Source organism: Vibrio sp. Isolate22 (assembly GCF_022398115.1).
Classification (GTDB): Bacteria; Pseudomonadota; Gammaproteobacteria; order Enterobacterales; family Vibrionaceae; genus Vibrio.
The window spans coordinates 25,745-49,389 of record NZ_JAKEUW010000022.1; the positions used below are offsets into that span (position 1 = coordinate 25,745).

Here is a 23,645-nt window from a genome sequence, read left to right on the forward strand (position 1 = left end):
GATGAAGATTCCCATTTTATGGGCAATGTGCGCCTTACTACCGATTTTCTGGGTAGGGGCCACAGAGCTTGAGCGTAATCAGGTCTCACAAACCAACATTGAACATAACCAATCCCGCTCGCTGAGCGTCTCGCAAGACGCTCAATACTGGCAACTGAGCCAAGCGGACTGGGCGCGCTATGAGCAATTAATGCAAAGTCCACTCACCTATGACATGCAAGAGGCGAGTCCCCTAGAAGTCTTAGCTCAGTTTGCGCGCAGTGAAGCAGAGCGGGCGCGTTTGGCTGAGCGTTTGGTGGCGTTTGATAAACAACGCACCGATGGCTTGTTAGCGCTGGATGTGGCGTATCGCGCAGCGTGGGCGCGGCTCTATCCTAACTTGAAGCCGATAGGGCCACGATTGCCAGAGCGCGTCGCCCTGTTTGTTCGCGCCAAGTGCGACACCTGCGTCGATGCACTTAAGCAATGGCGCTCTCATGGTGTGGCCGTGGACGTATACATGCTCGGAGGTGATGACAAAGCGTTGCAAGCGTGGGCCTCGGTCGCCGGGGTGCGCCACGGTGATGTCGAGAAACAGTGGATAACGTTAAATCACGACACGCGCGCCTTATGGATGACCCTGGCTAAAGGCAAACCTGTTCCTGTGGCCATTTCAGAGCAAGGGGGAGGTCAATGGTCAGTCGTGGCGTTGCCTTAATGATGAGCTTGTGGTGTTTTGGCGCTCAGGCGGCCATTCCGCCGTTGTATCAGAAGGTCGCCGCTCAGCACGGTATTCCTGCGAGCGTGCTGTACTCCTTGGCGCTCGGTGAAAGCAAAACCCAGCTGCAAAGCGGCGCAGTTCGCCCTTGGCCTTGGACGCTTAATGTCAAAGGTCAATCCTATTTCTATGCGACGTACCCTGAAGCTTGCCAGGCGCTGCATGGCTTTTTGAAACACACACAGATGGTGGATATTGGCCTCACGCAACATAACTGGCGCTGGCAAAAAGACCACTTTAGCCGCCCGTGTGAGGTCTTCGACCCTACGGTGAATCTCAATCACGCCGCCGTCTTACTCAACGAAGGCATGCGCAAACACGGCAGTTGGGTAAAAGCGGCTGGGTATTTTCACAGACCAGGCGGGGGCGAGCCTGCTCGGCGTTATGAGGCTACCTTTGCCCGTCACTTACAACAATGGAGTCCATCGTCATGAATCGCCGATTAACACTCATCACTCTACTCTTTCTGCTCAGCAGTCATGCCTTGTCGGCCGCGGATTTATTGCAAGGGATGGTGCCGGTGAATACGCCGCAGTTAACCCCTGGCAAGGTGGAACGACGCTCGCTCAATCAAAGCGTGAGCACACCTCTGTTTATCGTTGGGGATGACGCTTTATCCCATCGCTGGCTCAGTGCTAAACGGGACTATCTAGCGAGCATTGGCGCCATGGGGATGGTCGTCAATGTGCAGACGAAGGCTGGGTGGCAACGATTTAAGCACTATGACTTAACGCTCTACCCCGTGGCAGGCCGTGATTTCGCCGCCGCTTTTGGTCTTCGTCACTACCCGGTACTCATCGAGCGCGGTGAGCTCAAACAATAATAATTCATGACTTTTAATGAGGACAGCGCCTATGCCGACCCACGCTTTATCTTATGCAGATATTCAACATGCGATTGCAACCACTCGTCAAGTGATAGCGAATCAAGCATTAGCGCCAGTGATTCTGGCGCTCGCCCAGCAGAGCCAGACGCACAACGTGAGCCCTGAGCACGCCTTAATGATGCTATTAAAATATCAAGGAGACAGTGATGAGCATCAACAGTGACAACCCTTTTGCACAGCGCTGCTTACCTCCAAAGCGCCTTGAGCTGCCGCCGGCTAAAAAGAGAAGTAATAAAGACAAAGCGGCGCATCAAGTCAAGCGCCGCATTGAAATCCTCGAAGAGCGCTGCGCCTGGCAGCGAGAGTGGGGAGTAACGCTAGATGATGAGACCTTACAATGAGTGGTTACGCCGAAGGCCTGCTTCGCCCTGCTGATGAACTGCTGAGCGCAGCTATGTTTAGCATGGCCGCTATTGTGGTGGTCATCGCCCCACAAGTGTTCATGCTGGCCCCCGTTTTCGCGCCCCCGCTCGGGTTTTGCCTTGGCCTGTGTGCGCTTATTCGCCTTAAACAAGGGCTCTCCGTACTTGGGTATCGCAAGCGACTGCTTCGTATGCCTTATTGGGCGATGAACTCCGATGACATGCCGGTGTATCAAAACAAACTCTTTCTCGGGAAAGGCTTTCTAGTCCTACCTCGCCACGCTCAGCGTCTTTATGATACACGTCAAATCTGGGCAGAGCGCTACGTCACGCCGTCTAAACTCTACCGCTTTGCGCGCACCATGGAAGCCAAGTACGAAGGAAAGTGGATAGAGCGCTTTTGGTCTGGGAAACGTGTGATAGCCAGAGCCGGTAAAGTCTGGGGCATCATTAATACTTTTCTTAGTGCCATCAACCCGGTGAAACCTTTACCCCCGGTGGGGGGCGACTCTCGAATGCACGGCATCGGCCTTGATGAAGAGGTCGATTGTTTATTGCCAAGCAGCGCGAGAGCGGGGCACACCTTAGTGCTTGGCACCACAGGGGTAGGCAAGACACGTCTGGCTGAGCTTTTGGTGACGCAAGATATCCGCCGTGGCGATGTGGTGTTGATGTTTGACCCTAAAGGGGACGCCGACATGCTGCTTCGCATGTACATCGAATGCCTACGAGCGGGGCGCCTCGATGAGTTTTATATCTTGCACTTAGGGTATTCGGACCAAAGTGGGCGCTACTCACCGGTCGGGCGCTTTGGCCGCATTACGGAAGTCGCGACCCGCGTTTCTGGCCAGCTTGACGGCGGCGGCAACAGCGCCGCGTTCAAACAGTTTGCGTGGCGATTTGTCAATATCATCGCCAGAGCCTTGGACGCGCTCGGCAAAAAACCGGATATGGCGGCTATTCAGCGCTACGTGACCGCCATTGATGAGCTGTATGTCGATTACTGCGTGAAAAAGCTCCCTTCTTACCACCCAAAAGCGGCGGAATTGGTGACTGCGCTTGAGAGTAACGTCAACGAGAAAAACACGCCGCGTCACCTGCAGGGGCGAAGCGCACGTGTGGTCGCCCTTGAAATGTATTTTGGCGCGCACCCCGCTGCAGACGATGTGCTGGCCGGACTTCGAAGCGCCATTCAATACGACAAAACCTACTTTGATAAAATTGTGGCCTCCTTACTGCCCTTGCTCGAAAAGCTCGGCACCGGTAAGACCGCTGAAATCATCTCACCGGTGCATACGCCCGCCGATGAACGGCCCATCATCGATTGGCGCGAGGTCATTATGCAAGGGGGCGTGGTGTACGTGGGGCTGGATGCGCTTTCTGATACCACGGTGGCCGCCGCCTTCGGTAACTCAATGTTTGCCGACCTGTGCTCTCTGGCGGGGGAGATTTATAAGTTTGGTAACGCGCCGGGCTTTGCCAAGGTCAAGCCGCGCAACATCATGATACACGCCGATGAATTTAATGAGCTGATTGGTGATGAGTTCATTCCTATCCTCAACAAAGCGCGCGGGGCTAAATTTGTGGTCACCGCCTACACGCAAACCGAATCGGATATTGAAGCGCGCCTTGGCTCACCCGCAAAAGCGGCGCAAACCAAAGGTAACTTCAACAGCTTGATATGCCTTCGGGTTCGCGAGCAAAAGACCGCGCAAATTCTCACTTCACGCATGGCAACCGTCACCATCAAAGACATTGTGCCAGACACCGGCGCCAATGATGCACCGGGCAGTCAGACCGGTTTTCACTCAAGCAATAAAGACACCCTGCAAAATAAAGAGGTGCTGCTGGTCAGCGATAACGACATCACTAATTTACCCATTGGCCAAGCCTACGCTGAGCTCGAAGGCGCCAAGATTTGGAAGCTTCGCTTTCCATTACCAGGCAATGAAGGCGACCTCGAACTGCCCGACAATATTCAAGCCTTAGTCGATGGGATGCTCCAAAAAAGCCAATCGGTCAAAAGTACGCACGATTGGCTGCACGACACCGAGCAGTTCAACAGCTGGATGAATAATGCCTACCTTGGGCTCGATGAAGAACAATCACAGGAGTCATGAAATGAAAGTCAATCCGATGAATAGAGAAGCCTATCAAAACACTAACCCTATCGCCAAGGAGACGTTTCAAGCCTTTTCTTTGCAATTTATGAGCCTCATCACCAAGGCGCTGGACGCGCTTGGTAAAAAGCCCGAAGTGACGACAATCCTACGTTACATCACCGCCATTGATGAGTTGTATGTCGATTACAGCATGAAAAAGCTGCCTTCTTATCACCCACAAGCGCCAAAATGGGTGGCGGCTTTAGAAAGTCACATCACTGAAGCGAATACCCCACATTACCTGCAAGGGCGCAGTGCTCGCATGATCGCCCTTGAAATGTATTTTTCTTCGCACCCCGTTGCGGATGACGTATTAGCTGGGCTTCGTAGTGTCACTCAATACAACCCAACCTACCTCGCTAAAGTCGCCGCGGCTTTGCTGCCTTCACTCGTAAGGCTCAAGGCGAATAAGGCTACTGCGCCTTTTAATGATGCCTATGTGTCTATCCGATAAGGTCGATGAGGAGGCCTTGTGGCAGAAAAAACACCGAACCCACCCGTAAAGCGCGAGGAGCCGACGCCTTGGTATGGCCTGCCTTTCGTGGCTTTGGGGCATCTTTTTTGGATATGGGTGTTGTTGATCTTGATCGAATGGTTCGCGCCACTTTGGGGACAGGTGACGGGGCAACACGCCAAAACCGTGTTAGTTGAGCACATCACTTTGCTGCAAAGCGATCAGCCGCATCTGGCGGCAAAGGTGATGGGACTGGTGAATGCGCTGAGTCAACGCATCGAGACACTGCTTAGTATTGAGTTTGATGGTGTATTGGCTTTTGCAAACGTGTATTGGCACGGCGTGGTGTATGTGACCCTTGCGCTGTTTGTTCGTGTCGCTTTGCTTTTTTTAAGTTGGCCTTTGTTCTTACTGACAAGCTTTCTCGGGGCCTTCGATGGACTAGTCTCTCGTCAGCGGCGCACCGCCTTTGTCGGGCGTGAAACCGAAACCACTCATTACTACGCGCGCCGAGCCGTCTCTATGACCATGATAGGCGCCGGTTATTTATGGCTGTTCATTCCTGGAATTTGGCCCCTATCTCCGACCTTAGTGTTGTTGCCTGCGGCAGGCATGACAGGATTACTGGTTCGCACCAGTGTGGCGAGCTACAAGAAGTATCTGTAAATCAAAGATAATAATAAAAGCTTTTGGAATTATACATTAATAAAATCAAATAATCTCAATTAGAAATACTTTATTTTGACAATTCTAATTGAGATTTTTCTATTGCCTTTTTGCTAGCGTGTTGACGTCTTTCTAATTAGGAGTCAACACCGTGAAATGGCCACTTTTATTCTGTCTGAGCGTGCTCAGTCCTAACCTGTATGCCGACGTCGATACCGAGCAGCGAGAGCTGGCTTTAGTGTCTGCGCAGCTGGGTACCCTCGATTACCTCATTACGCGTGCTGAGCGCGAAGCCGATTATCGCGTCGCACGTCAGTTTGATTACGATGCGCTGCGCCTGGATATCCGCACCCTTCAAGCGGGCATTGATGCCTATTTACGCCCTGAGCGCAGCGCGCCAAAACCTATCACGCCACTGGGCGGCGATTACCTTTCGCAGGCGCCTCATGAATGATCCCCTTTTAGCCTTCGAGCATGGCGCCGGGTTTGAGGCCAACACGCTGGCATGGGTGTTGGCCGGACTCACCAGTGTCTTGCTGATGCTCTGGATGCTGTGGGTATTCTGGAGCGGCTTTCGCGGCATGAAAAACAAAAAAGTGACCAAAGAGGTGTTTCGCCGCTTGGTCTTTCGCGCCGTGTTTATCTTTCTCATCCTGCAATGGTTTTTATATTACGGAGTCGCAACATGATCCAACTTCGAGCGTTTTTTCTTTTTGTCGTCACTTGGCTGCACAGCCTGAGCGCGATGGCGGACATCCCCACCAACAACACCCCGTCTCAGGGCGGCAGTGACAACATCTTAGAGCTCATTTACGCCTATGCCTATGACATCTTGCTTTACGGGGGCGGCATCTTCATTGCCTTTTGCTTTGTCTATTTCCTGGGTCACATCTGGGATGTATTCAGCAAAATCAAAGAGAAACAAGCCACCAAAAAAGACCTACTCAGTGACGGCGTGATTGGCGCTGTGCTTTTGCTGTTGTCAGTATGGGGACTCAACTACGGCCTTGATATTTTGGAGGGCGTGTAATGCACAGCGCTTCAACCTTGAACGTCATGCCGCCGTTTTATAAAGGTCTGTCGATGGGCGAGATGGGACTGCTGGTCCTTGTGTGTATGAGCCTCACGGGATTGCTGGGGTTGGCGCTGTACTGGGTGTTTGGCGCGCCTCTCATTCTGTTTACCGCCTTGCTGCTCGGGACGCTCGGCGCTTTTGCACTGCCCAAAAGCCTCATGCGAAAGCTCAGCCGAATCAAAACGCACCATTGCCAACATTACGCCAGCAAACGTTTTGAACGCTGGTTTCACCCTGAGCGCTATCACGTTGATGCGCGCCGCTTTGCCTGCAAACGCATCGGCTGATAAGGAGAAAACATGAGTCAACCACCGAAAAGTCGATTTCGCGCCTCACTGGCCGGGCGAGACAGTCACATCCGGTCGCTACGCGGCGCGCTCGCCATGATGAGCACTCTTGCGCTGGTTACCACTTGGGGCTGGTATCAAGCCGGACAAGACATCACGGTGCATACGCCGCCCGATTTAAGCTCAGGCTCATCACGCCCGTGGTGGGAAGTGCCTAAGCCCAATGTGTATGACTTTGCCGTCAATTTATTTGGACTGATTAACCGATGGCCCAGCGATGGCAATCAGCAATACAGCGAGAACCTGCATCGTTACACCGATTACCTAACGCCCAGCTGCAAAAAGGTCTTAACACAAGACTTTCAAAACAAACGTCGCACAGGGGAGTTGTCGGGGCGAGAGCGCAGTTTAGCGCCCATTCCCGGTTACGGATTTGACGATTGGCGCGTCACCACGTACAGCCGAGACAGCTGGACGGTACAAGCCGATTTAGAACTCAAAGAGTACGTGGATGGCACCTTGGTCAAACATAACTTTATCCGCTGGCCACTGCGCATTGTGCGTTACGACATTGATGCCGAGCGCAACCCTTGGAAGCTCGCCATTGATTGTTTTGATGGCCCAGCAAGAGAAATTCAATTCAATGAAGCGCAGGAGAAAGAGCAATGATGCGAACAATGATGAAAAGACGTGGGGGACTGTGGCTGACACTGCTGCTGAGTTTGATGACTCACCTTCATGCTCAGGCCAGTACGCCTCGCGCCATGGAGTGGCAGGGCGTCCCACTGCAAGTGGTACTTACGCCAGGGCAAGAGACCATCTTGACCTTGGGCAGCGACGTGCGCGTCGCGCAACCGGCGCACTTAACGCCTTACCTGTCCATGACCTCACTGGCAGGGCGAATTTACCTCACAGCCACCGAGCCTTTTGATTCAACTCGACTTCAAGTGATGCGGCTAAGTGATGGATTGCGCTTAATACTCGATGTCAGCGCCAAAGCGGGCGTGGTTACCCCACCGCAGATTGATATTGTTTTGCCCGGCGGTAAATCAAAAGGCAATGACCGCCAGATGGGCTCTACTACTGAGCCCCAAATGGCGCCGCAAGCCTTGTTGGTGCGCTATGCCATGCAAAATCTCTACAGTCCATCGCACGCCATTGAGCCTTTATCTGGCGTAGTACGAGCGCCGATGGGACTGCCTCGTGATATCAGCCTAAGCGCGTTCAGTCAGTGGCAAGTGAATGCCAAACCCATCGCGGCTTGGCAATTGGGCGAGCAGGTGGTGACGGCCGTGAGCCTAACCAATAAGGCATCAAAGCGTGAAACCCTCGACCCACGACTCGTTACTCTCAGTCCTCGCTGCTTTGCACTGCGCTGCGCAGTGAGCTTTTCCCATCCTGAAATCGGGAACGCAGGCTCACCCACCGCCCAAGCGACGGCCTTTATTGTCACGCCAGGGCCCCTGGCAGGATACCTATTACCCAGCCGTTTACCCAGCCGTTTACCTAGCCATTTACCTAACCATGGAGGGGAGTAGCGATGTTAAATAAAGGAAACCCCGTCATACGACTGGCGGCGCTTATCGGCGCGACCGGTTTTATCGCGGTACTGGTCATCGCGGTCTTAAAACCGTCAGACATCGAGGCCAACGTTGAGCCCAGCGAAGACACAACCCCGGTCAGCGTGACGGCGTCACCCACCCAAGCGCAAGTGCTGCAGGCGTTTGATGACAGCCCAACCGATACCATTCGAACGCTCAATGCCGCGTATTCTAAAAGTGAAGCCGAAAAGAAAGCCCTCTCGGACGCGTTAAAGCAAACGCAGCTTCAGGTTGAAAATCAGCAAGCCCAAAACAGTGAACAAGTGAAAGCCCTTGAAACCCAATTAAGTCAGCTTGCCCAAAGGCTCAATTCGTCGTTAAGCACCATTGAAGAGAAAGTCAGTCAAAGCCGAGACCACCTCAAGGTGCGTCAAGCGCCAGTGCGTGAGGTGATAGACGTCTCTTATGACGACCTTGGCATTGATTCAGGGCGTCAGGGACTGGCCGTGGGCACGGCGCCGGGCGGCTATCACCCATCCTTTGAGGCTCAGGGCGTAGCTCAAGACAACTGGATTTGGACTGAGCCGCTGGATGCGACTCAAGACAAAGAAGGCAACTGGATAACCCCTGCCACCCAAGCGGTCAAAAACGCACTGGGCGCAGCAGATGACGCGTTTACCAGCCAGACGGGCCGATTTGATGCCAATCAACAAGACGGAATGCCAGTCTACACCCTGCATCGCGGCACCATGTTGGCCGATGCAGTCAGCATGACCGCACTGATGGGGCGCATTCCCTTGAACGGCCAAGTCACCGACCCTTATCCGTTTTCGATGATTCTAGGGCGTAAGAACCTGATGGCCAGTGGGTTTACCCTGCCGGATGTCCAAGGGGCCATCGTGACGGGCACGGTCACCGGCGACTGGAGCCTGTCTTGTGTGCGCGGCGTAGTCGAATCCATCGACTTTATTCGCGCCGATGGCTCGATACTCTCTTACCCAGAAGAACTTGAGACGGTAGATTCGGGGTTTGACGGTTCATCGATTAAAACCACGGATTTGGGTTTTCTGGCCGATCCCAACGGCAACCCATGCCTAACCGGGGAGCGTATCTCCAATGCCCCTGAATACCTCACCACCAAAGGATTGCTTGACGCCGCTTCTGCAGCGGCCAATGCCGTGGCCATTTCACAGCAGACCATTTCGGTCGATGGCTCAACCAGTACCTCAGCGTTGACGGGCAATGCGGCGAAAAACGCCGCCGCTGAGTCTGCTGCAGCGTTCACGGGCACCGTTTCAGAGTTTATTGAGGCCCGCATGGGCTCAAGCTTTGATGTGGTGTACACCCCGCCCGGCACCAAAGCCAGTATTCACCTTCGTAAACCCGTCACACTGCGCGCCCCCGCTATCCCTGTTCGCGTGCGTTACGACACTCAAACCCAAGGAGCGACGTATGAATTACCGTAACCTTATCAGCGCGATGAGCCTGCTCGGATTACTGGGCTGCTCAACGTCGCAAGACGACACTTTACCCAATCCTCAAACCAACTCAGAGCAAGTGTGGCAAAACCAAATGTCAGGCGGCGGATCCAATGCTGATTCGCTTAGCCAAACGCAAGGCGATCTGCGTATGCCGCTCGATATGACCACTTTGGCGCAGCGCCAAAGCGACTACACCCGAGACAGCTGGCGTGAAGCGACCAACGTTTTTCCAAGGCTGCCCAATCCCGATGTGGTGCTTTACGTGCTACCGCATCAATCGGGCGCGTTGCCGGTGCCTGGATACAGCACCGTCTTTCCCTTGTATGAGCGCGTGCATTACGCCGCGCCCCTGGACAGTCCCGCAAATCTACCCAAGGAGCGCTGGTAATGTTGAAAAAAATACGCAATACCGTCACCCACTTTTTTACCGAAGGCAAAGAGTTGGAAGCGCCAGCCATTGATTACAGTGTGCCGCCGTCGTTTGCGGCCAAACTGCCTTGGATCGAAATCAGCGATAAAGGTCTGGTGCAACTGGAAGACGGTCGTTCGATGGGTCTGTTTTTTGACATTACGCCTCTGGTTACGGAAGACAAAACGCAAGCGCAGCTTGAGCGGGTGGTATCAAGTGTTGCTCACACCCTCACCGCCTTAATTGACGAAGACAATCCGTGGGTGGTGCAGTTGTTTGCGCGTGATGTCGACCGATTTGAGGATGCCCATGAGACATTACTCAACAGTGCACGCGTTGATGATGAATTCACCCGCGCGGTACTCGATGAAGACCGCCGCCATTTCGAACTGATAGGGCGAGAGCAAGGTATCTTTGCGGTGGATGGTCGCCCCTGGCGCGCCCGCGAGCGTCAAGTTCGTCTCGCTATTTATCGCTGGCTCCCCGAAGACGCTAGTGAAACACTGCAAAAAAACAACCTTCGCACCTTAAAGAGTCTAAGGCGCCGCCTGTTATCCCCGAGTACATTCAAAGATTTAGGCATCAGCATCAAGGCCAGCTCAGGCGAGAGTATCCACGCTTGGCTCAGCCCCTTTTTTAATCCCTCTGGCATTGCGGGCGAAACCCTGCGTTATCGCCCACCACGCAGCTTTATTGACCAAGATTTCTCCGAGCGACTGCTAAGAAGCGGGGTGCGCTCAGACGTTGAAAACGGCTTATGGTGGTTTGAGGGGGAGAAACCTATCGCCACGCGCGTGATGGAACTCGACACTTGGGACAATGAGACCTTTTTAGCGGGCGCCGTGTTTGGGGAGGTTATCGGAGATGAAGCCATCGACAAAGGCGAAAAGCGCCCACAACACGTCCTGTTCGATGAGTTACCCACCGGCACCATGATGGCCATGACCTTAGTCGCGCAAAGTAAAGCGCAAGCCAGAGCGCGCATTCGCACCGTTCGAGAAGCGGCGGTGGGGGAAGAGACCGAGTTAGAAGTGATTCGTGATACCTGCGACAGCTTCACCACCTTAGTTGAAAAGCATCCGCTGTGGCGCGGGCAACTGGCGTTCTACGTACAAGGGGAGAGCGTCAGTGAAATAGAGGGACGCACTGAATCGCTGCGCGCAATATTCAACAATCGCGACCTGTCATTGCGCTTTGTCAAAAACAGCGACCAAGAGTCCCCGCTGGACAGTTACCTTCGCTGGCTGCCAATGAACTACCATCCCGAGCGCGACGACAAACTGTGGTACTGCGGCTGGGTGTGGCTGGAAGACATGCTCTCGCTCTCTCCTTTATTTGGCCGCGCAACCGGCACCGGCAGTGAAGCTTTTCAATTTTTCAACCGAGGCGGAGAGCTCTTCGGCGTCGATCCGCTGAGAGACCAACTCTCTAATGCGCACCTCAATCTGTTTGGGCCCTCTGGCTCAGGCAAATCCGCGACCTTAGTGGGCATGTGTTTACGCCTGCTGGCGATGCATCGCCCAAGGCTATTCATCATCGAAGCCGGCAACAGTTTTGGGTTGCTGGGACAGTACTGTGAACGTTTGGGGTTATCGGTCAACCGCGTTCAGGTGAGCGCTCACTCTAAAGGCCTGATGGCGCCGTTTGCCGATGCCAAACACTTAGTCGGCCAAGCCGTGCCTCACGTCAGTGATGAGAAAGCGCTAGACATTGAACACCTTAATGACAGCGATTCGCCAGACGATGAAGCGCGGGACATTTTAGGGGAGCTGGAAATCATGGCAAGGCTGATGATAACCGGCGGTGAGCAGCGCGAGATGGACGATTATCGCCGCGCCGACTCATCGATGGTGCGTGATGCGATTAAAGAAGCCGCAGAGCATTGCCACCCTACGGGCGAGCAAGTGCGCCCAGAGCACATTAAAGACGCGCTAGAGCGTTTTAGTCAAGACCCGAACAGACCTGAGCCCCGCCAAGCTCGCGCACGCCTAATGAGCGAATCGATGGCCTTTTTCTGTGATGGCCTAGAAGGGCAAATCTTCAACCAAGAAGCCGAGCACTGGCCCGAAGCGGATGTGACCATCATTGACCTAGGCCTCTACGCCAAAACCGGGTATGAAGCGCAAATGGCCGCCGCGTACATCTCTTTGATTAACCGCATCAACGGCATTGCGGAGCGCGACCAATACTCTGGCCGTGACATTGTCACCCTAACCGATGAAGCCCACCTGATTGTCACCAATGAGCTACTCGCCCCTTACGCGGTCAAAATCGTCAAGATGTGGCGAAAACTCAGCGCGTGGTTTTGGCTAGCAACCCAAGATTTAGCCGATTTTCCGGCCATTGCCCGCAAGATGCTCAACAACGCTGAGTGGTGGGTGATGCTCAACATGCCAGAGGACGAACTCCGTCACCTTGAATCGTTTAAAAAACTCTCCGAGGCGGAGAAAAACCTCATCCGCTCGATGCAATCGGAAAAGCACAAATACAAAGAAGGCGTCATCACCGGCATGGACAACACCCTAATGCAGCGCTTTTGCATTGTGCCGCCTGCGCTCTACCTGGCACTGGGCGAAACCGATGGTCCAGCGAAAAGAAAACGCCAAACCCTCATGGACTTGCACGACATCAGTGAGCTCGATGCGGCGCTGCTCAAGGCCAAAGACATCGAACAAGCCCGCCTTGACTATCTGGGGGAGGAATAAGATGAGCCTCACCTTACTCAGACGCGGCTTGTATCTATTCATTTTAGGCGGAGGGCTATGCGCGTCCCCTGCCATGAGCCAAGAAGTGACCACGGATGAAGTCATCGCCAGCGCAGCCTGTCCTGAGTGCCTGGATTACGAAGTGATTGGGGCGTGCGTGTGGATGACCTGCACCCCGGCGGGATGCTCCACCGACACCTCGATTAAGGTCAAACACCGCTTGCCCGATTTTGTGGTGATGAGCTACCCCGAAACCGGGGAGGCGCCTTGGCAAGACACCGCTTGGATGTCACCAGACAATGCCTATTCAGAGAACGGCGGCCACAGCGCGCGTCGCAGCGTGCAAGGCCTGGATAACACCTCGATGCGTTTTTACAACAGCGACGTCATCGGCCACCCAGGCGGGCAGACGATTTTCTCACTGCTCGCAAGCTTTGGTTACTCACTCTCAAGTCAAGCGATGCCGCTCATGCCGCATTATTTGTCGAGCCTTGACCCGCTCGGTTGGCGCTACAACCTGCCGGACATTCTGTCCACTCAAACGTGGAACCCACTGACCGATGCGCTTGGTAACTTTGGGGATGTCTATCCGCGTGGCGGCTTTGTCTTGCAGCGCCATTCGTTTAAAGCCGCCGCGCTGACCGCCTTTCGCGCGCTGCATGTGGTGACCCGAATGGGCGAAGGCCGTGTCTATCAACCGTTTACCCAAGCGGCGTACCCAGGCTTTTGGCCACCGGGGCCTGTTAAACCCAATAACAAGGAGACCGCTTGGCAAATGCTGTCACCAATTGCCCAAACCGATGCGTCTGTTTGGCCACAGTTCGATGACAGCTTAACGCCTTACGACCCTTACGCGCCGCACATCGCCTCAGACGACCAGTACGTCTGGGCGGCATGGCGCCTATACAAAGGCTGCCAGCGTCGTGGTAGCACGCTGATTGCCCACTTTGGAGAATAATGATGACCCATACTTGGCCGCTCAAAGCGGCGTTACTGCTCCCTCTATTGATGAGCGCCAGCGCACACAGTTCGATAGGAACGAACGTGAGCCTCAAAGCGGACAACGACAGCGTCCTGCACTACACCTTAGGCGGCGGACCGGTCATCGCTCTGCCCGCCAGACAAGAGCGCATTAGCCCCACCGCCCTTGGCGTCGGTTGGGACATGAACCTGCAGTGCGGGATGTTAGACCCATCGGTCACCGTTGAGAATCAGCTCAACGGCGTGACCGAAGGGTTTCAGGACATGATGGGCGACATGCTCACCAATGCCACCTCGGCGGTACTGAGCCTGCCAGGCTACTATCTGCAGAAAAAAGACCCTGGGCTTTACGATTTGATGACCAACGGCGTACTGCAAGGCAAGTTCGATTTTGACGACGCCAGCAGCTCGTGTGAGGCCATGGTCGACACCATGGGTGAGATGAACACCGATAAGGCTTACGCAACGCTTGCCCGCGCACAGGCATGGACCAATGCCGTAAAAAGTGGCGACGCCGTCAGAGCCAAACAAGAAGTGCAAGACGACATGGGCGACTCTGGGGTGACCTGGGTGGGCGGCGCCAAATACGGCGGTCGCAACCAACCAGCCATCAACGCCACCACGGATGCGACGCGCGCCGGCTTCACCTTATTGTCTGATGAATCGCAAAAAGAAAGCCACCAAGGCCTTTATCGCTATTGGGACAGTGAAGAGACAATGAGTGAGTGGGTGTCTCAAGTGATTGGTAGCCAGTCGGTACAAACCGGCATGGACAAAAGCCGAACCGAGGCCACGCCGGGAATTGGTCTGTCTCAAGAGGTGACGGAGGTGAGCACCGCGCTGGAAAGTGAACTTCGAGGCGCCATCGCAGAGAACAAAGAGACCGAACACTTCCCCAAAACGCTGATTGAAGCGCTGACCGAGCGAGAAGTGGACAACAACACCGTATCGCGCATTGCCAGTGAGCTCGCGCTCTCTCAAGCGATTGAAAAAGCCCTGTACGCGCGCCGCGCGCTGCTCACGGGCAAGTACGAAGTCAATATTGCTCAGCACGCCACGGCGCAAAAAGACATCGACAACTCAATTACTCGCCTTGAGCGTGAGATTGACATGCTGCGCTACGAAGCCGAGGTCAGACAACAAATAGGCACCCGCACCGCCCAAGCGGTGGTGGATGACTACCGCTACCAAAGACCTCAGGTTATCCCGCAAACCCCCAAATCCGACTCGGTCTTTTTAGACAAAGACCGATATGACAACAGCCCTAGAGAAGAATAAATGAACCTCTCAACAGCCCAACCTCAAAGCCGGTGGCGCCGAAGCCGCCACGTCATCACACTGCTTTTGTGCTTGCTCGTCGCCAGCGCACTGGCTTTTTCACTGGACGGGGACACGCTATCCAACAGCGCATACGCCTGGTACATGGTCGTCATTCGAGCGGCCGTCTACGGCCTCGCGCTGTGGCGCGCTAAGCGCTACGCCTTTGGTATCGCGCTGGCCCTCATGCTCAACGAACTCATCTTACTCACCCAATACGTCGATTTAGGAGCCTTCTCATGGTAGTCAACGATCCGCTTTCCGTCTTACTGACGCTGACCAGCTGGCAAATCTCCGGCAAAATCTTCATGATATTGAATCAAACCGGACTGATTGTCTTTATGTTGGCCGTCATTGTGTTCCAAGTGTGGTTTGATGTCGCTCAAGAGGGCGAAGACGAGGGCAACAAAGGCCTACTGAGCATGAACCGCACCGAGGTCAAACTGATGTTGGCCGGATTAGTGTGCTTTTTTGCAGTGATACCCTTGTACCCGGTTAACGTCAACACGCTCGTCATGGACCAAAATGTCAGTGAATCGTGCGGCGTGGGTATCAGCAGCGGCGCAACCCACAGTGACCAAAGTTCGTTAAATGGGGAATTGGTTCATGCTCCGATATGGTGGGTGCTCTGGCACAGTATTTCGCAAGGACTGACCAACGCAGCGGTCTCCTCAGTGCCGTGTCACTACGATGTTGAGCGCAGCATGTTGAAACTCTCTCAAATCGACATTAAGAGCGAGCAACTTAGACAGGAAACTCAAGACTTTTACGAGCAGTGTTATACGCGAGCGCGCCTGATGATGAAGGCGGCGGCGCGTAAAGAGCTGGTTAACCAAGATGACTTTGATCATGCCAATTGGATTGGGGGCTCTTACTTCCTTGGCTATAACCTGGCCGCGCCAGAGACCACCTATAATGGCTTACAAGCTGAACACATCGTGTTCAACTTCCCATATAACTCTGAGCGTGACGATCCGGTGCAACAGAAGTATCGCCGCACAGCGATTGATACCAATGCGGCGTATCCAATGTGCGATGAATGGTGGGACAGTACTCAAGGCGGTCGCAGTGATGGCCAGCGCGCCGGCTTGTTGTGGCGCTTGTTCAATCACATTGAAGACACCAACCCTGAATTGATTCATGACATATTTGACTATGATGGCTTTTTCTCAAAAATCATGGGCTCTGAAGTCACCCCTGCCGATAAGGCGAACATGCTGGTTCAGCGCGTGTTGAGTGTTGAAAATCAATCGTCCAGTGGCCGCATTGTTCGTGGCTATGGCCAGGTGCTTGATAAATCCCTCGATCACCAAGTCAGAGAAGTGTGGAATAGCGCGGCAGGCTGGGCAGGCTTACAAATTGGGCATATCTTCACAGGCCCGGCTTACTTCATTGTGCGAGAGGCGATGCCGATGCTGCAGTCTTTGCTGCTCATTGTGGTGGTGATTGCGAGTCCGATTGTGTTAACGGTCAGTAATTATTCGATAATGACGTTGATGTCGCTGTCACTCTCTTATACAGGATTGTTGTTCTTAACGTTTTGGTGGGAGTTGTGTCGAAGTCTGGACAGTAAGCTGTTGGAGGCAGTGTATTCCATGCATGACAACTTTAACCCGATAACCGGCACGATCAACAGCATGGATGATTCGATATTAGCGTTTGTGATGATCACGTTTTACGTGGTGGTGCCCGCGATATGGTTTGGGGTATTAGGTTACGCGAGTTATCGCGTGAATGGGGTGTCGATGGATAGTGCACTGGAAAGAGTCAGCCAAGCTACACGGCAAGGCACAGGCGTAATTATCAATAAAATACAACAACTTAAATAAAAATCATAATTGTGGTAGCGTGATAATTCGCTACCACATATTTCGCTGTTCTTCGCAATATGGAAATTCTCTCATAGCATCATCTTGCATTTTATTAAAATCGATTGTTTTTTTAGATTTGTATGTCGATTTAAAAATACGTGAAGCACTCGCACAATCTACAGCTTCACGGCACAAAACATTACGCTCAGCTTCTACTTCAGCATGCAGACGATCACCTTTCTCATCTCGGTATGCCTGACGCCATTTTTTCAGGAATGCTAACATTTCGGCCTCTTTTGACTCAATACGGTTAAATTACCATCAGATTACGCCTTTATGCAGGCGGTTGCAAATCGAATATTAAGCTTGACTGATTTTCACACAGGTTACGCCCAATTTTTGTGGATAACTGTTTTAATGTGTTATAAAAACATAATGTTAAGTTGGAATTCGACGAAAAAAACGGAAGGCTAAGTCAACCATGGCAAAGACAATTCACTATGACATTCAGCAAGTTAAAGTTAGAAGCGATAAAGAAAGCGCTCGCCTGACCAGTCAGTGGGATCAGGTTCGACAAATCTGTCGTGACAAACCACTCGGAGAGGTCGCGAGAGCAAGATTAGCGTTTAACCTTGTCGATTACATCACAAGTGAAGATCTGCCTTTTCGCTTACTCATCACCCGAGCACCACAAGCCATGGCCATCATCGGTGAAGAAACCCGAGTGTATAAAGAACATCGCGTCATTAATGGTAAACAAAGCGGGATGATTTACGCCAAAAGCGAACAAATGTTGCCAAGAGAAATCCGTTATACGAATGATTTTGTGGCAACCCGCTACGTTGATGGGATAAAAACACCACTGTCAGGCACTTCTCTCGTTGATTGCCTCAAGGCTGGAGAGATCATAACACCACTCGATGGCATTCTGTTTTTAGGCTGTAAGCGCATCGCCAGTGACATAGCGCGCCTTAAAAAAGTCGAACCCACCATGAACATCGAAATGAAACGCATCGAAGTATCAGACAGCTTCACAGGCACAACAAGAAAGATGGCGAGTTACGGATAAATATCGAGGGGTCTGTTATTGCCTTATTCGTCGTGTTTCGTGAGTCTCAAAAATAGTTGTATTGCATTCTGCAGGTAGGCATACACCAAACATAATATTGTTATAGGCGGCTTCTCACATCCTTGTACGTCCCTATAGCTGTACTCAATGCGCTCACTTTAACCCACAGCCCGAAAAGCCGCACAAGTCATTGTGCAAAATCCAATGAACACTTCGCAAGCACCAATATCATTGATATCGCGACATTGCTGAGACGCTCGCAAATACTGGACAGCTGACTGATAATTCAAAGATTAACGGTCGATAATTTCAACTCTGGTACTTTGCCGTAAGATCAAAAAAATGTCGGGTAAGCGGTGCCCAAGCTTTTGCAAGTGCATGACCATCTTAGACTTATGATGCTCGTCTTTCGCCATATCATGCCCAAAATGCACGATTTTACAAAGCCGGGCTTGTTCTGTGTGATTAAAATTTAACGTCAACTTAAGTAACGCCCGCTCTATCTGACGATAATTATAGGGCTTTGTTGACAGTGTTCTCGCTATGACATTCAACCCTAGATGCATAGCCATCATTTTATCAAGCTCACGCTGTATATCAGAACTGTCATCGATGCGGTCCTGATCATAGAAAGGGATTAAGTGGAGATAAAAGTGAGTAGGTTTGACATCGACTATCAAACGCTGGCGAACCGCCAACGACGAGGCGTTAGGATGGCGCTCTAGAATACGCTCAATACGGCGCCTTAACTGGATATCATTGTGTTGACTCATCACGCCTCAAATCAGGGAGTTACGATAAAACTATCTTGCCACACCCCATCTTGCGCTTGACCATATTTTTATGATACGCGTCGTATAACGATATGAATTTTCCCTACCTGAAGTTCTCCTAATTAAGGACATATAGAAATTACGCTTTACTGTATGTTTGAACCTGAATTTCTGGTACGATTTATTAATTTTGTCATACTATCGATCAATACATGCAGCTAGCTTTTCTAGAAATTGAAAAAAATTTAGATTCCTTAACATGGGGAGCCTCAGATAAAGAAAAAGGCGAGGTTTTTACCAACCCTCAAATTGTTAGTTTCATGCTAAAAACCTCTGGTGTTACCAATGCTCTAAACTCAAAGAGCACTCGTATACTAGAACCCTCATGCGGACAAGGTGAATTTGTTATCGAGATTGCTAAGCTTTTGGTTGCAAATTTAGCAGATACTCAAGAACACTACTCTGTAGATTTTATAAAAAGCCTTGTTCAAGCTTTCGATATTTCAGCTGAAAATATTGCAATTGCTAAGCAGAAAACCAGTGAAGTTTTAATGCAAGTCCTAACAGATAATGAGGCCTACTCAATTGTTGAAAGCTGGTTTTATCACAGCGATTTCTTATTAACTGACTTCTCTACATACTTCAGTCATGTAATTGGCAACCCTCCATACGTTCGGATCGAGAACATCCCGCCATCACTGCTTTCTGCGTATCGCTCGCGTTACCAAACAATGAAAGAACGTGCAGATTTATACATTGCGTTCTATCAGAAATGTTTGGAGCTACTCGAGGCAAAAGGGGTCTTGTCTTTTATTTGTACGGATAGGTGGACTAAGAACAGTTACGGTTCGTCATTACGCAGGTTTATATCAGCTAACTATCAACTCGATCTTTACGTAGATCTTTATGGCCAATCAGCATTTCAATCTGATGTGTTAACGTACCCAGCAATTACGCAACTCTCAAGGCAGAAACATAACTCAACAAAAATACTGCATAACCCAGAGATAGATTCCGACCTTTCAGATACAGTTTACTCAGTACTTACTGGGCAAGAAAAGTGCTCAAATAAACTAACTGAAAGAAGGGACATTATCGATGCTGAGAAGCCTTGGTTGTTTGGTTGTGCAGACGAACTAAATCTAATTAAAAGATTAGAGAAAGACTTCCCTACAATGGAAGATGTCGGTTGCAAGGTCTACATTGGGGCTGCAACGGGAAATAATAAAGTATATATCGTTGGTGATGATGCGGTGCTAGAGCCAAGCCGTAAAGTACCTTTGGTTACTGCAACTGACATTCGTACAGGCACACTAATTCCCTCGGGGAAGTTCATGGTGAACACTTATGACAAAAATGGTGTAGTCGAACTGAAATACTTTCCAATGCTCGAAGAATACTTAACTCAATTTCGAGAAGTTTTACAAAAACGACATGTTGCTAAAAAATCACCACACCATTGGTTTAAGACCATTGATCGAGTTTATCCAGAACGTGCGGCCCAAGAGAAACTTTTGATACCTGATATCAAGTCTAAGTTGACCACTGTATATGACTCGGGCCAGTATCACCCAAATAACTCCATTTATTATATCTGCTCATCTAATTGGGATTTGAGATCTTTACAAGGTGTTCTAATATCTGGGATCGGACAACTTTTCGTTGAGAACTACTCAACGAAAGTAGCCGGGGGTAACTTGAGATTTCAAGCTCAACATTTAAGACGAATTTGCTTACCAAGGTGGGAACACGTTGATTCTGATCTAGCTAAAGCTCTTTCAAAGGCTGCTATAAATAATGACATTGAGAAATCAATTATCTTAACATCCAAACTATATAATTTAAATAAACAAGAAAGACAGTTACTAGGTTAATAAATGAATGAATTAGTGAGAAATGCAGTTAGAAACTTCTGGGCAGTAAGAAATGGTGGTACTGGTGTATTAGGTGGAAAAACGTTAGATGGATTTATTGATCTAATAATCCAAGTTGTTGAGTCCTCGAATCTTGAAGATTTTCAAATCCACACAGGGAAAAACACCTCCCAATTACCTGGGTATTTCAGGCCTCATAAGTCATGGGATATTGTTGTAACTTCCCACGGTTATTTAGTCGCAGCTGTTGAGTTAAAATCGCAAGTAGGATCAATAGGTAATAACTTTAATAATCGTACAGAAGAGGTTTTGGGGAGTGGATTAGATCTTAGCACCGCAATCGAAGAAAACGCATTTTTGCCAAGCGTACGCCCATTTATGGGGTATCTTATTTTAGTTGAAGATTCAGAAACTACGAGACGTTCTGCTCGAATCTGTATGGATCACTTCCCTGTGATGCAGGGGTTCTTAGCTGATGAAAATAGCAGGGGTACACACTACCAGCCAATAAACGGCAAATATCCACAAGCTGCTGGTGTTTCTTATCTAGAACGCTATGAAATTTTGTGTCGTAAACTTATGGCTAGACGTATTTATGATTCGGCGGCGGTCATGGCAGCTTCAAGTGAAAATAGTGGCGCAGGTGATTATCGTAATTTAAGTGCTTCAACTAGCGTTGACGCATTTATTCGACAACTAACCAACCACTGTAACCTATTCGTAGACTTTGGCGGCTAAAGGTTAGAGATAGTAAACAGAACATTCAAGTCTCGTACATGAGAAACTTTTCTTTATCCATCAAAAACTCGTGCCTTTTGCCATACCTCAAAGGTATGGTAAAATATTTAATTTGTTGGCCAAATTTCCCAACCTACTACACTTCGAGTTATCGAGCCGCATTTCTAGTATTCAATTATTTTGTACACTTTACTTCATGACCCCAATTATACTCCTTTGCCTATTCCATAGTCACCTCAGTGAATCGGTGTGAAGTTCTAGAACATCTACAGAGCATTAATGAGCCTAGTTTGATATCATTATCTAACTTGTACGTAACTAACAGATATTTATGATCAAAGACAACCCAGCAGCACGCCTACATGAGATACTCAAACAAGGTCAAGAGTTTCCAACTAGTACACCGACTAAGGACGCATGGAGCGAACTATTAAATATTGATGACCAAGGCGTTGGGCAAGAGTCAATATTGATGTCCAAACTAAGTCAATTTGTATTACTCCCATATGAAGTTGAGGAGCTAATCTCATTATATTATCCTGAGCAATCCGACAATCTACGATATGCAATGAATAAGCTTCATCAAGCGATTCTAAAGCAAAATCTAAGTGGATCATGGTCATCATTTTCGGGTCACATAGACCAACACAGCTTAAGTACACTTTCGATGGCAGCGGCTTTGCTTGAACATAAATTAGATACGAAGTTAATTGATGCTGATGAGCTATCAGAATTTAAGGTTAGAATTCAAACAGTACTAGATGAGTCCATTGATTCTAATTTAAGCACTGAGTTTAAAAAGTATGTAACCCACTACTTACAAAAAATTCTAACTGCAATTAACGACTACATGATATCTGGAGCCCAACCAATCTTAGACGCTTTAGAGGCGACACTTGGTCATGCGGTTTTAGACCCTGAGTTTAAAGAAGATCTTAAAAAGACTGAAACAGGGAGTAAAATTCGAGATATTTTAGGAGATCTAGCAAATGTAGTAACCATTGCTACAGCTGCTAGCGGAGCAGTAGCTTACCTATCTAGCAATGGCGTTCCTCTTTTGAACTAACTCCTTCTAGACGGTGAACTTAAAGTTCACCGCAAAACCAAGTGTTTTTTGTCCTTTTAAAGGACTTGTATGTTTTTTAACGCTCTGTCCAAAAACACATAGGGTCTTTCTGTGCCCAAAGAACATGATTAGCCATATGTAGAGGTTTATTTCTCATGTTAATTATCATTTCACTTATTAGTTGTGGCATTTCAGCTAGATACTTTCCTTCATTAAACTCAAGTGATGTACCCGAGTAACTAACTTGGTCCGGTATTAACGTAACATATGTATCTTCACCATTGCCCTCTTTATGATTTGCGTAAACAAAGGAGTCAAAACCATTTTTTAATGCCCAATTTTTTAATTTGATAGTAAAATCGAGCCAAATAATTTCTTGATACTGTGAACGATTAAAATCTTCACCAATAGCTTTCGAACGCTCTTTCCTTTTATTAAACTCATTTATAAATAACTTGTTGTCCGCATAATATCGCTTTATGTTTTCGATATCCTGGAAAGAGAATACTCTCAATATATGTTGTGGATAAATAACACCCAAAAACGGTGCAAACAGCGCATAGACTTCTTTTTGTAGCGATGAAGTCAACTTACTTGAGTCAACTACTTTTGGACCAGCACTGCCTATAGGATCATCTTCCCACAAATCGATTAGTCTTAATGGGGTATTAATCTTTAATGAATATTCAAAAATATCAAAAGTTTTCGCATAACTACAAAATTCATATAAATGCGCCAATAGAGGCTGACGGCTAATTACATGCCCCATACTATCATACGTATTTACAGAACAATCAGAGTTAAGAGAGCACATTTTTTGATGAGCGAACATCCCCTCAATCCTCTCAGCAGCAGCAACTGGAGAGGTACCTAAATGCTTCATGATAAAGCTATTGCTCTTCGGGCTTTTCCTATCTGCGTTGTAAACTCGAACCATAGAACCACATAGCCTTATTAAAAATTTATTTTATCAATACCTGTTATGCCCCACTCCCTTAAAACCTATACTGTCATCAACTAAGATAAACAGACTATTTGGATGGAATGGACTAGCACCTGTATAATGAAATCTTCGATTTTGGACTGTTCAACCTTTGGTAGCTCTTGTCCCTCCCCAAAAATGAAAAGAACGTATTCTCAGCAACATTAAAGACAAGTCTGACCAATGCGCTGAACTTTCGATAATTATAAGTTCGTTGATTACTTACCGATTTCAAAAAAGACATGTAAA

The 23,645-nt window shown here is 49.7% G+C and carries 28 protein-coding genes; 25 read left to right on the top strand and 3 right to left on the bottom strand.

Annotation, left to right across the window (positions count from 1 at the left end; all coding sequences use genetic code 11):
- The first annotated feature begins 1 nt into the window (after window position 1).
- From L1D55_RS14115 to L1D55_RS14215, 21 genes are all read left to right on the top strand, one after another.
- The gene (locus L1D55_RS14115; RefSeq protein ID WP_239917861.1) at window positions 2-697 is read left to right on the top strand and encodes a TIGR03759 family integrating conjugative element protein; all 696 of its coding nucleotides are present in this window, start codon (window positions 2-4) and stop codon (window positions 695-697) included.
- Window positions 673-1,191, top strand: a complete 519-nt coding sequence (locus L1D55_RS14120; protein WP_239917862.1) for a hypothetical protein — start codon at window positions 673-675, stop codon at window positions 1,189-1,191. The genes L1D55_RS14115 and L1D55_RS14120 overlap by 25 nt, the downstream gene beginning before the upstream one ends.
- Window positions 1,188-1,580 carry an integrating conjugative element protein gene (locus tag L1D55_RS14125; RefSeq protein WP_239917863.1) on the top strand — a complete coding sequence of 131 codons (393 nt, stop codon included), beginning with the start codon at window positions 1,188-1,190 and terminating at the stop codon, window positions 1,578-1,580. The genes L1D55_RS14120 and L1D55_RS14125 overlap by 4 nt, the downstream gene beginning before the upstream one ends.
- A 31-nt stretch (window positions 1,581-1,611) precedes the next feature.
- Window positions 1,612-1,806: a hypothetical protein gene (locus L1D55_RS14130; RefSeq protein ID WP_239917864.1), complete on the top strand. Its 195-nt coding sequence runs from the start codon at window positions 1,612-1,614 to the stop codon at window positions 1,804-1,806.
- The gene (locus tag L1D55_RS14135; RefSeq protein ID WP_239917865.1) at window positions 1,790-1,984 is read left to right on the top strand and encodes a hypothetical protein; all 195 of its coding nucleotides are present in this window, start codon (window positions 1,790-1,792) and stop codon (window positions 1,982-1,984) included. The genes L1D55_RS14130 and L1D55_RS14135 overlap by 17 nt, the downstream gene beginning before the upstream one ends.
- Window positions 1,981-4,125, top strand: a complete 2,145-nt coding sequence (traD, locus tag L1D55_RS14140) for a type IV conjugative transfer system coupling protein TraD (protein WP_239917866.1) — start codon at window positions 1,981-1,983, stop codon at window positions 4,123-4,125. Before L1D55_RS14135 ends, traD begins: the two co-directional genes overlap by 4 nt.
- Before the next feature lies 1 nt (window position 4,126).
- Entirely contained in the window at window positions 4,127-4,621 is a 495-nt protein-coding gene (locus L1D55_RS14145) for a hypothetical protein (protein ID WP_239917867.1), read from the top strand.
- An 18-nt stretch (window positions 4,622-4,639) separates the two neighbouring features.
- Window positions 4,640-5,287, top strand: coding sequence for a DUF4400 domain-containing protein (locus tag L1D55_RS14150; protein WP_239917868.1), 648 nt, complete (start codon window positions 4,640-4,642; stop codon window positions 5,285-5,287).
- 151 nt (window positions 5,288-5,438) lie between these two features.
- The gene (locus L1D55_RS14155; RefSeq protein WP_239917869.1) at window positions 5,439-5,741 is read left to right on the top strand and encodes an RAQPRD family integrative conjugative element protein; all 303 of its coding nucleotides are present in this window, start codon (window positions 5,439-5,441) and stop codon (window positions 5,739-5,741) included.
- Window positions 5,734-5,976 carry a TIGR03758 family integrating conjugative element protein gene (locus L1D55_RS14160; protein ID WP_239917870.1) on the top strand — a complete coding sequence of 81 codons (243 nt, stop codon included), beginning with the start codon at window positions 5,734-5,736 and terminating at the stop codon, window positions 5,974-5,976. The genes L1D55_RS14155 and L1D55_RS14160 overlap by 8 nt, the downstream gene beginning before the upstream one ends.
- A complete protein-coding gene (locus L1D55_RS14165; protein WP_017108824.1) occupies window positions 5,973-6,317 on the top strand; it encodes a TIGR03745 family integrating conjugative element membrane protein in 345 nt (114 codons plus the stop codon). The genes L1D55_RS14160 and L1D55_RS14165 overlap by 4 nt, the downstream gene beginning before the upstream one ends.
- Window positions 6,317-6,649 carry a DUF3487 family protein gene (locus tag L1D55_RS14170; protein ID WP_239917871.1) on the top strand — a complete coding sequence of 111 codons (333 nt, stop codon included), beginning with the start codon at window positions 6,317-6,319 and terminating at the stop codon, window positions 6,647-6,649. Before L1D55_RS14165 ends, L1D55_RS14170 begins: the two co-directional genes overlap by 1 nt.
- A gap of 12 nt (window positions 6,650-6,661) precedes the next feature.
- Window positions 6,662-7,318: a PFL_4703 family integrating conjugative element protein gene (locus L1D55_RS14175; RefSeq protein ID WP_275665310.1), complete on the top strand. Its 657-nt coding sequence runs from the start codon at window positions 6,662-6,664 to the stop codon at window positions 7,316-7,318.
- The gene (locus L1D55_RS14180) at window positions 7,315-8,187 is read left to right on the top strand and encodes a TIGR03749 family integrating conjugative element protein (protein ID WP_239917873.1); all 873 of its coding nucleotides are present in this window, start codon (window positions 7,315-7,317) and stop codon (window positions 8,185-8,187) included. The genes L1D55_RS14175 and L1D55_RS14180 overlap by 4 nt, the downstream gene beginning before the upstream one ends.
- A gap of 2 nt (window positions 8,188-8,189) precedes the next feature.
- On the top strand, window positions 8,190-9,656 hold the full coding sequence (locus L1D55_RS14185; protein WP_239917874.1) for a TIGR03752 family integrating conjugative element protein: 1,467 nt from the start codon (window positions 8,190-8,192) through the stop codon (window positions 9,654-9,656).
- Complete coding sequence (locus tag L1D55_RS14190; protein ID WP_239917875.1) at window positions 9,643-10,059, top strand: TIGR03751 family conjugal transfer lipoprotein; 417 nt, start codon at window positions 9,643-9,645, stop codon at window positions 10,057-10,059. Before L1D55_RS14185 ends, L1D55_RS14190 begins: the two co-directional genes overlap by 14 nt.
- The gene (locus tag L1D55_RS14195) at window positions 10,059-12,785 is read left to right on the top strand and encodes a conjugative transfer ATPase (RefSeq protein ID WP_239917876.1); all 2,727 of its coding nucleotides are present in this window, start codon (window positions 10,059-10,061) and stop codon (window positions 12,783-12,785) included. The genes L1D55_RS14190 and L1D55_RS14195 overlap by 1 nt, the downstream gene beginning before the upstream one ends.
- Window position 12,786: 1 nt before the next feature.
- Window positions 12,787-13,743, top strand: coding sequence for a TIGR03756 family integrating conjugative element protein (locus tag L1D55_RS14200; protein ID WP_239917877.1), 957 nt, complete (start codon window positions 12,787-12,789; stop codon window positions 13,741-13,743).
- Window positions 13,743-15,044, top strand: coding sequence for an integrating conjugative element protein (locus tag L1D55_RS14205; protein ID WP_239917878.1), 1,302 nt, complete (start codon window positions 13,743-13,745; stop codon window positions 15,042-15,044). The genes L1D55_RS14200 and L1D55_RS14205 overlap by 1 nt, the downstream gene beginning before the upstream one ends.
- A complete protein-coding gene (locus tag L1D55_RS14210) occupies window positions 15,045-15,329 on the top strand; it encodes a hypothetical protein (RefSeq protein WP_239917879.1) in 285 nt (94 codons plus the stop codon).
- Window positions 15,323-16,912, top strand: a complete 1,590-nt coding sequence (locus L1D55_RS14215) for a conjugal transfer protein TraG N-terminal domain-containing protein (protein WP_239917880.1) — start codon at window positions 15,323-15,325, stop codon at window positions 16,910-16,912. The genes L1D55_RS14210 and L1D55_RS14215 overlap by 7 nt, the downstream gene beginning before the upstream one ends.
- Before the next feature lie 30 nt (window positions 16,913-16,942).
- Here the strand turns inward: L1D55_RS14215 and L1D55_RS14220 are convergent, their stop codons facing one another.
- Window positions 16,943-17,179, bottom strand: coding sequence for a hypothetical protein (locus L1D55_RS14220; RefSeq protein WP_102479338.1), 237 nt, complete (start codon window positions 17,177-17,179; stop codon window positions 16,943-16,945).
- 196 nt (window positions 17,180-17,375) lie between these two features.
- On the opposite strand from L1D55_RS14220, the gene L1D55_RS14225 reads away from it, so the two are divergent.
- The gene (locus L1D55_RS14225; RefSeq protein ID WP_239917881.1) at window positions 17,376-17,963 is read left to right on the top strand and encodes a hypothetical protein; all 588 of its coding nucleotides are present in this window, start codon (window positions 17,376-17,378) and stop codon (window positions 17,961-17,963) included.
- Window positions 17,964-18,256: 293 nt separating this feature from the next.
- Here L1D55_RS14225 and L1D55_RS14230 read toward each other — a convergent pair whose 3' ends face one another.
- Window positions 18,257-18,736, bottom strand: coding sequence for a hypothetical protein (locus L1D55_RS14230; RefSeq protein WP_239917882.1), 480 nt, complete (start codon window positions 18,734-18,736; stop codon window positions 18,257-18,259).
- A gap of 212 nt (window positions 18,737-18,948) precedes the next feature.
- Here L1D55_RS14230 and L1D55_RS14235 point away from each other — a divergent pair, with 212 nt between their 5' ends.
- From L1D55_RS14235 to L1D55_RS14245, 3 genes are all read left to right on the top strand, one after another.
- Window positions 18,949-20,610 (top strand): TaqI-like C-terminal specificity domain-containing protein, encoded by a 1,662-nt coding sequence (locus tag L1D55_RS14235; RefSeq protein ID WP_137025377.1) that lies wholly within the window; start codon window positions 18,949-18,951, stop codon window positions 20,608-20,610.
- Window positions 20,611-20,613: 3 nt separating this feature from the next.
- Window positions 20,614-21,348: a PaeR7I family type II restriction endonuclease gene (locus L1D55_RS14240; protein ID WP_239917883.1), complete on the top strand. Its 735-nt coding sequence runs from the start codon at window positions 20,614-20,616 to the stop codon at window positions 21,346-21,348.
- A 331-nt stretch (window positions 21,349-21,679) separates the two neighbouring features.
- Entirely contained in the window at window positions 21,680-22,414 is a 735-nt protein-coding gene (locus tag L1D55_RS14245; RefSeq protein WP_137025379.1) for a hypothetical protein, read from the top strand.
- 76 nt (window positions 22,415-22,490) lie between these two features.
- Here L1D55_RS14245 and L1D55_RS14250 read toward each other — a convergent pair whose 3' ends face one another.
- The gene (locus L1D55_RS14250) at window positions 22,491-23,297 is read right to left on the bottom strand and encodes a hypothetical protein (RefSeq protein WP_239917884.1); all 807 of its coding nucleotides are present in this window, start codon (window positions 23,295-23,297) and stop codon (window positions 22,491-22,493) included.
- Window positions 23,298-23,645 lie beyond the last annotated feature (348 nt).

Coding starts and splice junctions, on each gene's coding strand:
- L1D55_RS14115 (WP_239917861.1), top strand. CDS start 2: ATGAAGATTCCCATTTTATGGGCAATGTGCGCCTTACTACCGATTTTC.
- L1D55_RS14120 (WP_239917862.1), top strand. CDS start 673: ATGGTCAGTCGTGGCGTTGCCTTAATGATGAGCTTGTGGTGTTTTGGC.
- L1D55_RS14125 (WP_239917863.1), top strand. CDS start 1,188: ATGAATCGCCGATTAACACTCATCACTCTACTCTTTCTGCTCAGCAGT.
- L1D55_RS14130 (WP_239917864.1), top strand. CDS start 1,612: ATGCCGACCCACGCTTTATCTTATGCAGATATTCAACATGCGATTGCA.
- L1D55_RS14135 (WP_239917865.1), top strand. CDS start 1,790: ATGAGCATCAACAGTGACAACCCTTTTGCACAGCGCTGCTTACCTCCA.
- traD (WP_239917866.1), top strand. CDS start 1,981: ATGAGTGGTTACGCCGAAGGCCTGCTTCGCCCTGCTGATGAACTGCTG.
- L1D55_RS14145 (WP_239917867.1), top strand. CDS start 4,127: ATGAAAGTCAATCCGATGAATAGAGAAGCCTATCAAAACACTAACCCT.
- L1D55_RS14160 (WP_239917870.1), top strand. CDS start 5,734: ATGAATGATCCCCTTTTAGCCTTCGAGCATGGCGCCGGGTTTGAGGCC.
- L1D55_RS14165 (WP_017108824.1), top strand. CDS start 5,973: ATGATCCAACTTCGAGCGTTTTTTCTTTTTGTCGTCACTTGGCTGCAC.
- L1D55_RS14170 (WP_239917871.1), top strand. CDS start 6,317: ATGCACAGCGCTTCAACCTTGAACGTCATGCCGCCGTTTTATAAAGGT.
- L1D55_RS14175 (WP_275665310.1), top strand. CDS start 6,662: ATGAGTCAACCACCGAAAAGTCGATTTCGCGCCTCACTGGCCGGGCGA.
- L1D55_RS14180 (WP_239917873.1), top strand. CDS start 7,315: ATGATGCGAACAATGATGAAAAGACGTGGGGGACTGTGGCTGACACTG.
- L1D55_RS14185 (WP_239917874.1), top strand. CDS start 8,190: ATGTTAAATAAAGGAAACCCCGTCATACGACTGGCGGCGCTTATCGGC.
- L1D55_RS14190 (WP_239917875.1), top strand. CDS start 9,643: ATGAATTACCGTAACCTTATCAGCGCGATGAGCCTGCTCGGATTACTG.
- L1D55_RS14195 (WP_239917876.1), top strand. CDS start 10,059: ATGTTGAAAAAAATACGCAATACCGTCACCCACTTTTTTACCGAAGGC.
- L1D55_RS14200 (WP_239917877.1), top strand. CDS start 12,787: ATGAGCCTCACCTTACTCAGACGCGGCTTGTATCTATTCATTTTAGGC.
- L1D55_RS14205 (WP_239917878.1), top strand. CDS start 13,743: ATGATGACCCATACTTGGCCGCTCAAAGCGGCGTTACTGCTCCCTCTA.
- L1D55_RS14210 (WP_239917879.1), top strand. CDS start 15,045: ATGAACCTCTCAACAGCCCAACCTCAAAGCCGGTGGCGCCGAAGCCGC.
- L1D55_RS14215 (WP_239917880.1), top strand. CDS start 15,323: ATGGTAGTCAACGATCCGCTTTCCGTCTTACTGACGCTGACCAGCTGG.
- L1D55_RS14220 (WP_102479338.1), bottom strand. CDS start 17,179: ATGTTAGCATTCCTGAAAAAATGGCGTCAGGCATACCGAGATGAGAAA.
- L1D55_RS14225 (WP_239917881.1), top strand. CDS start 17,376: ATGGCAAAGACAATTCACTATGACATTCAGCAAGTTAAAGTTAGAAGC.
- L1D55_RS14230 (WP_239917882.1), bottom strand. CDS start 18,736: ATGAGTCAACACAATGATATCCAGTTAAGGCGCCGTATTGAGCGTATT.
- L1D55_RS14235 (WP_137025377.1), top strand. CDS start 18,949: ATGCAGCTAGCTTTTCTAGAAATTGAAAAAAATTTAGATTCCTTAACA.
- L1D55_RS14240 (WP_239917883.1), top strand. CDS start 20,614: ATGAATGAATTAGTGAGAAATGCAGTTAGAAACTTCTGGGCAGTAAGA.
- L1D55_RS14245 (WP_137025379.1), top strand. CDS start 21,680: ATGATCAAAGACAACCCAGCAGCACGCCTACATGAGATACTCAAACAA.
- L1D55_RS14250 (WP_239917884.1), bottom strand. CDS start 23,297: ATGAAGCATTTAGGTACCTCTCCAGTTGCTGCTGCTGAGAGGATTGAG.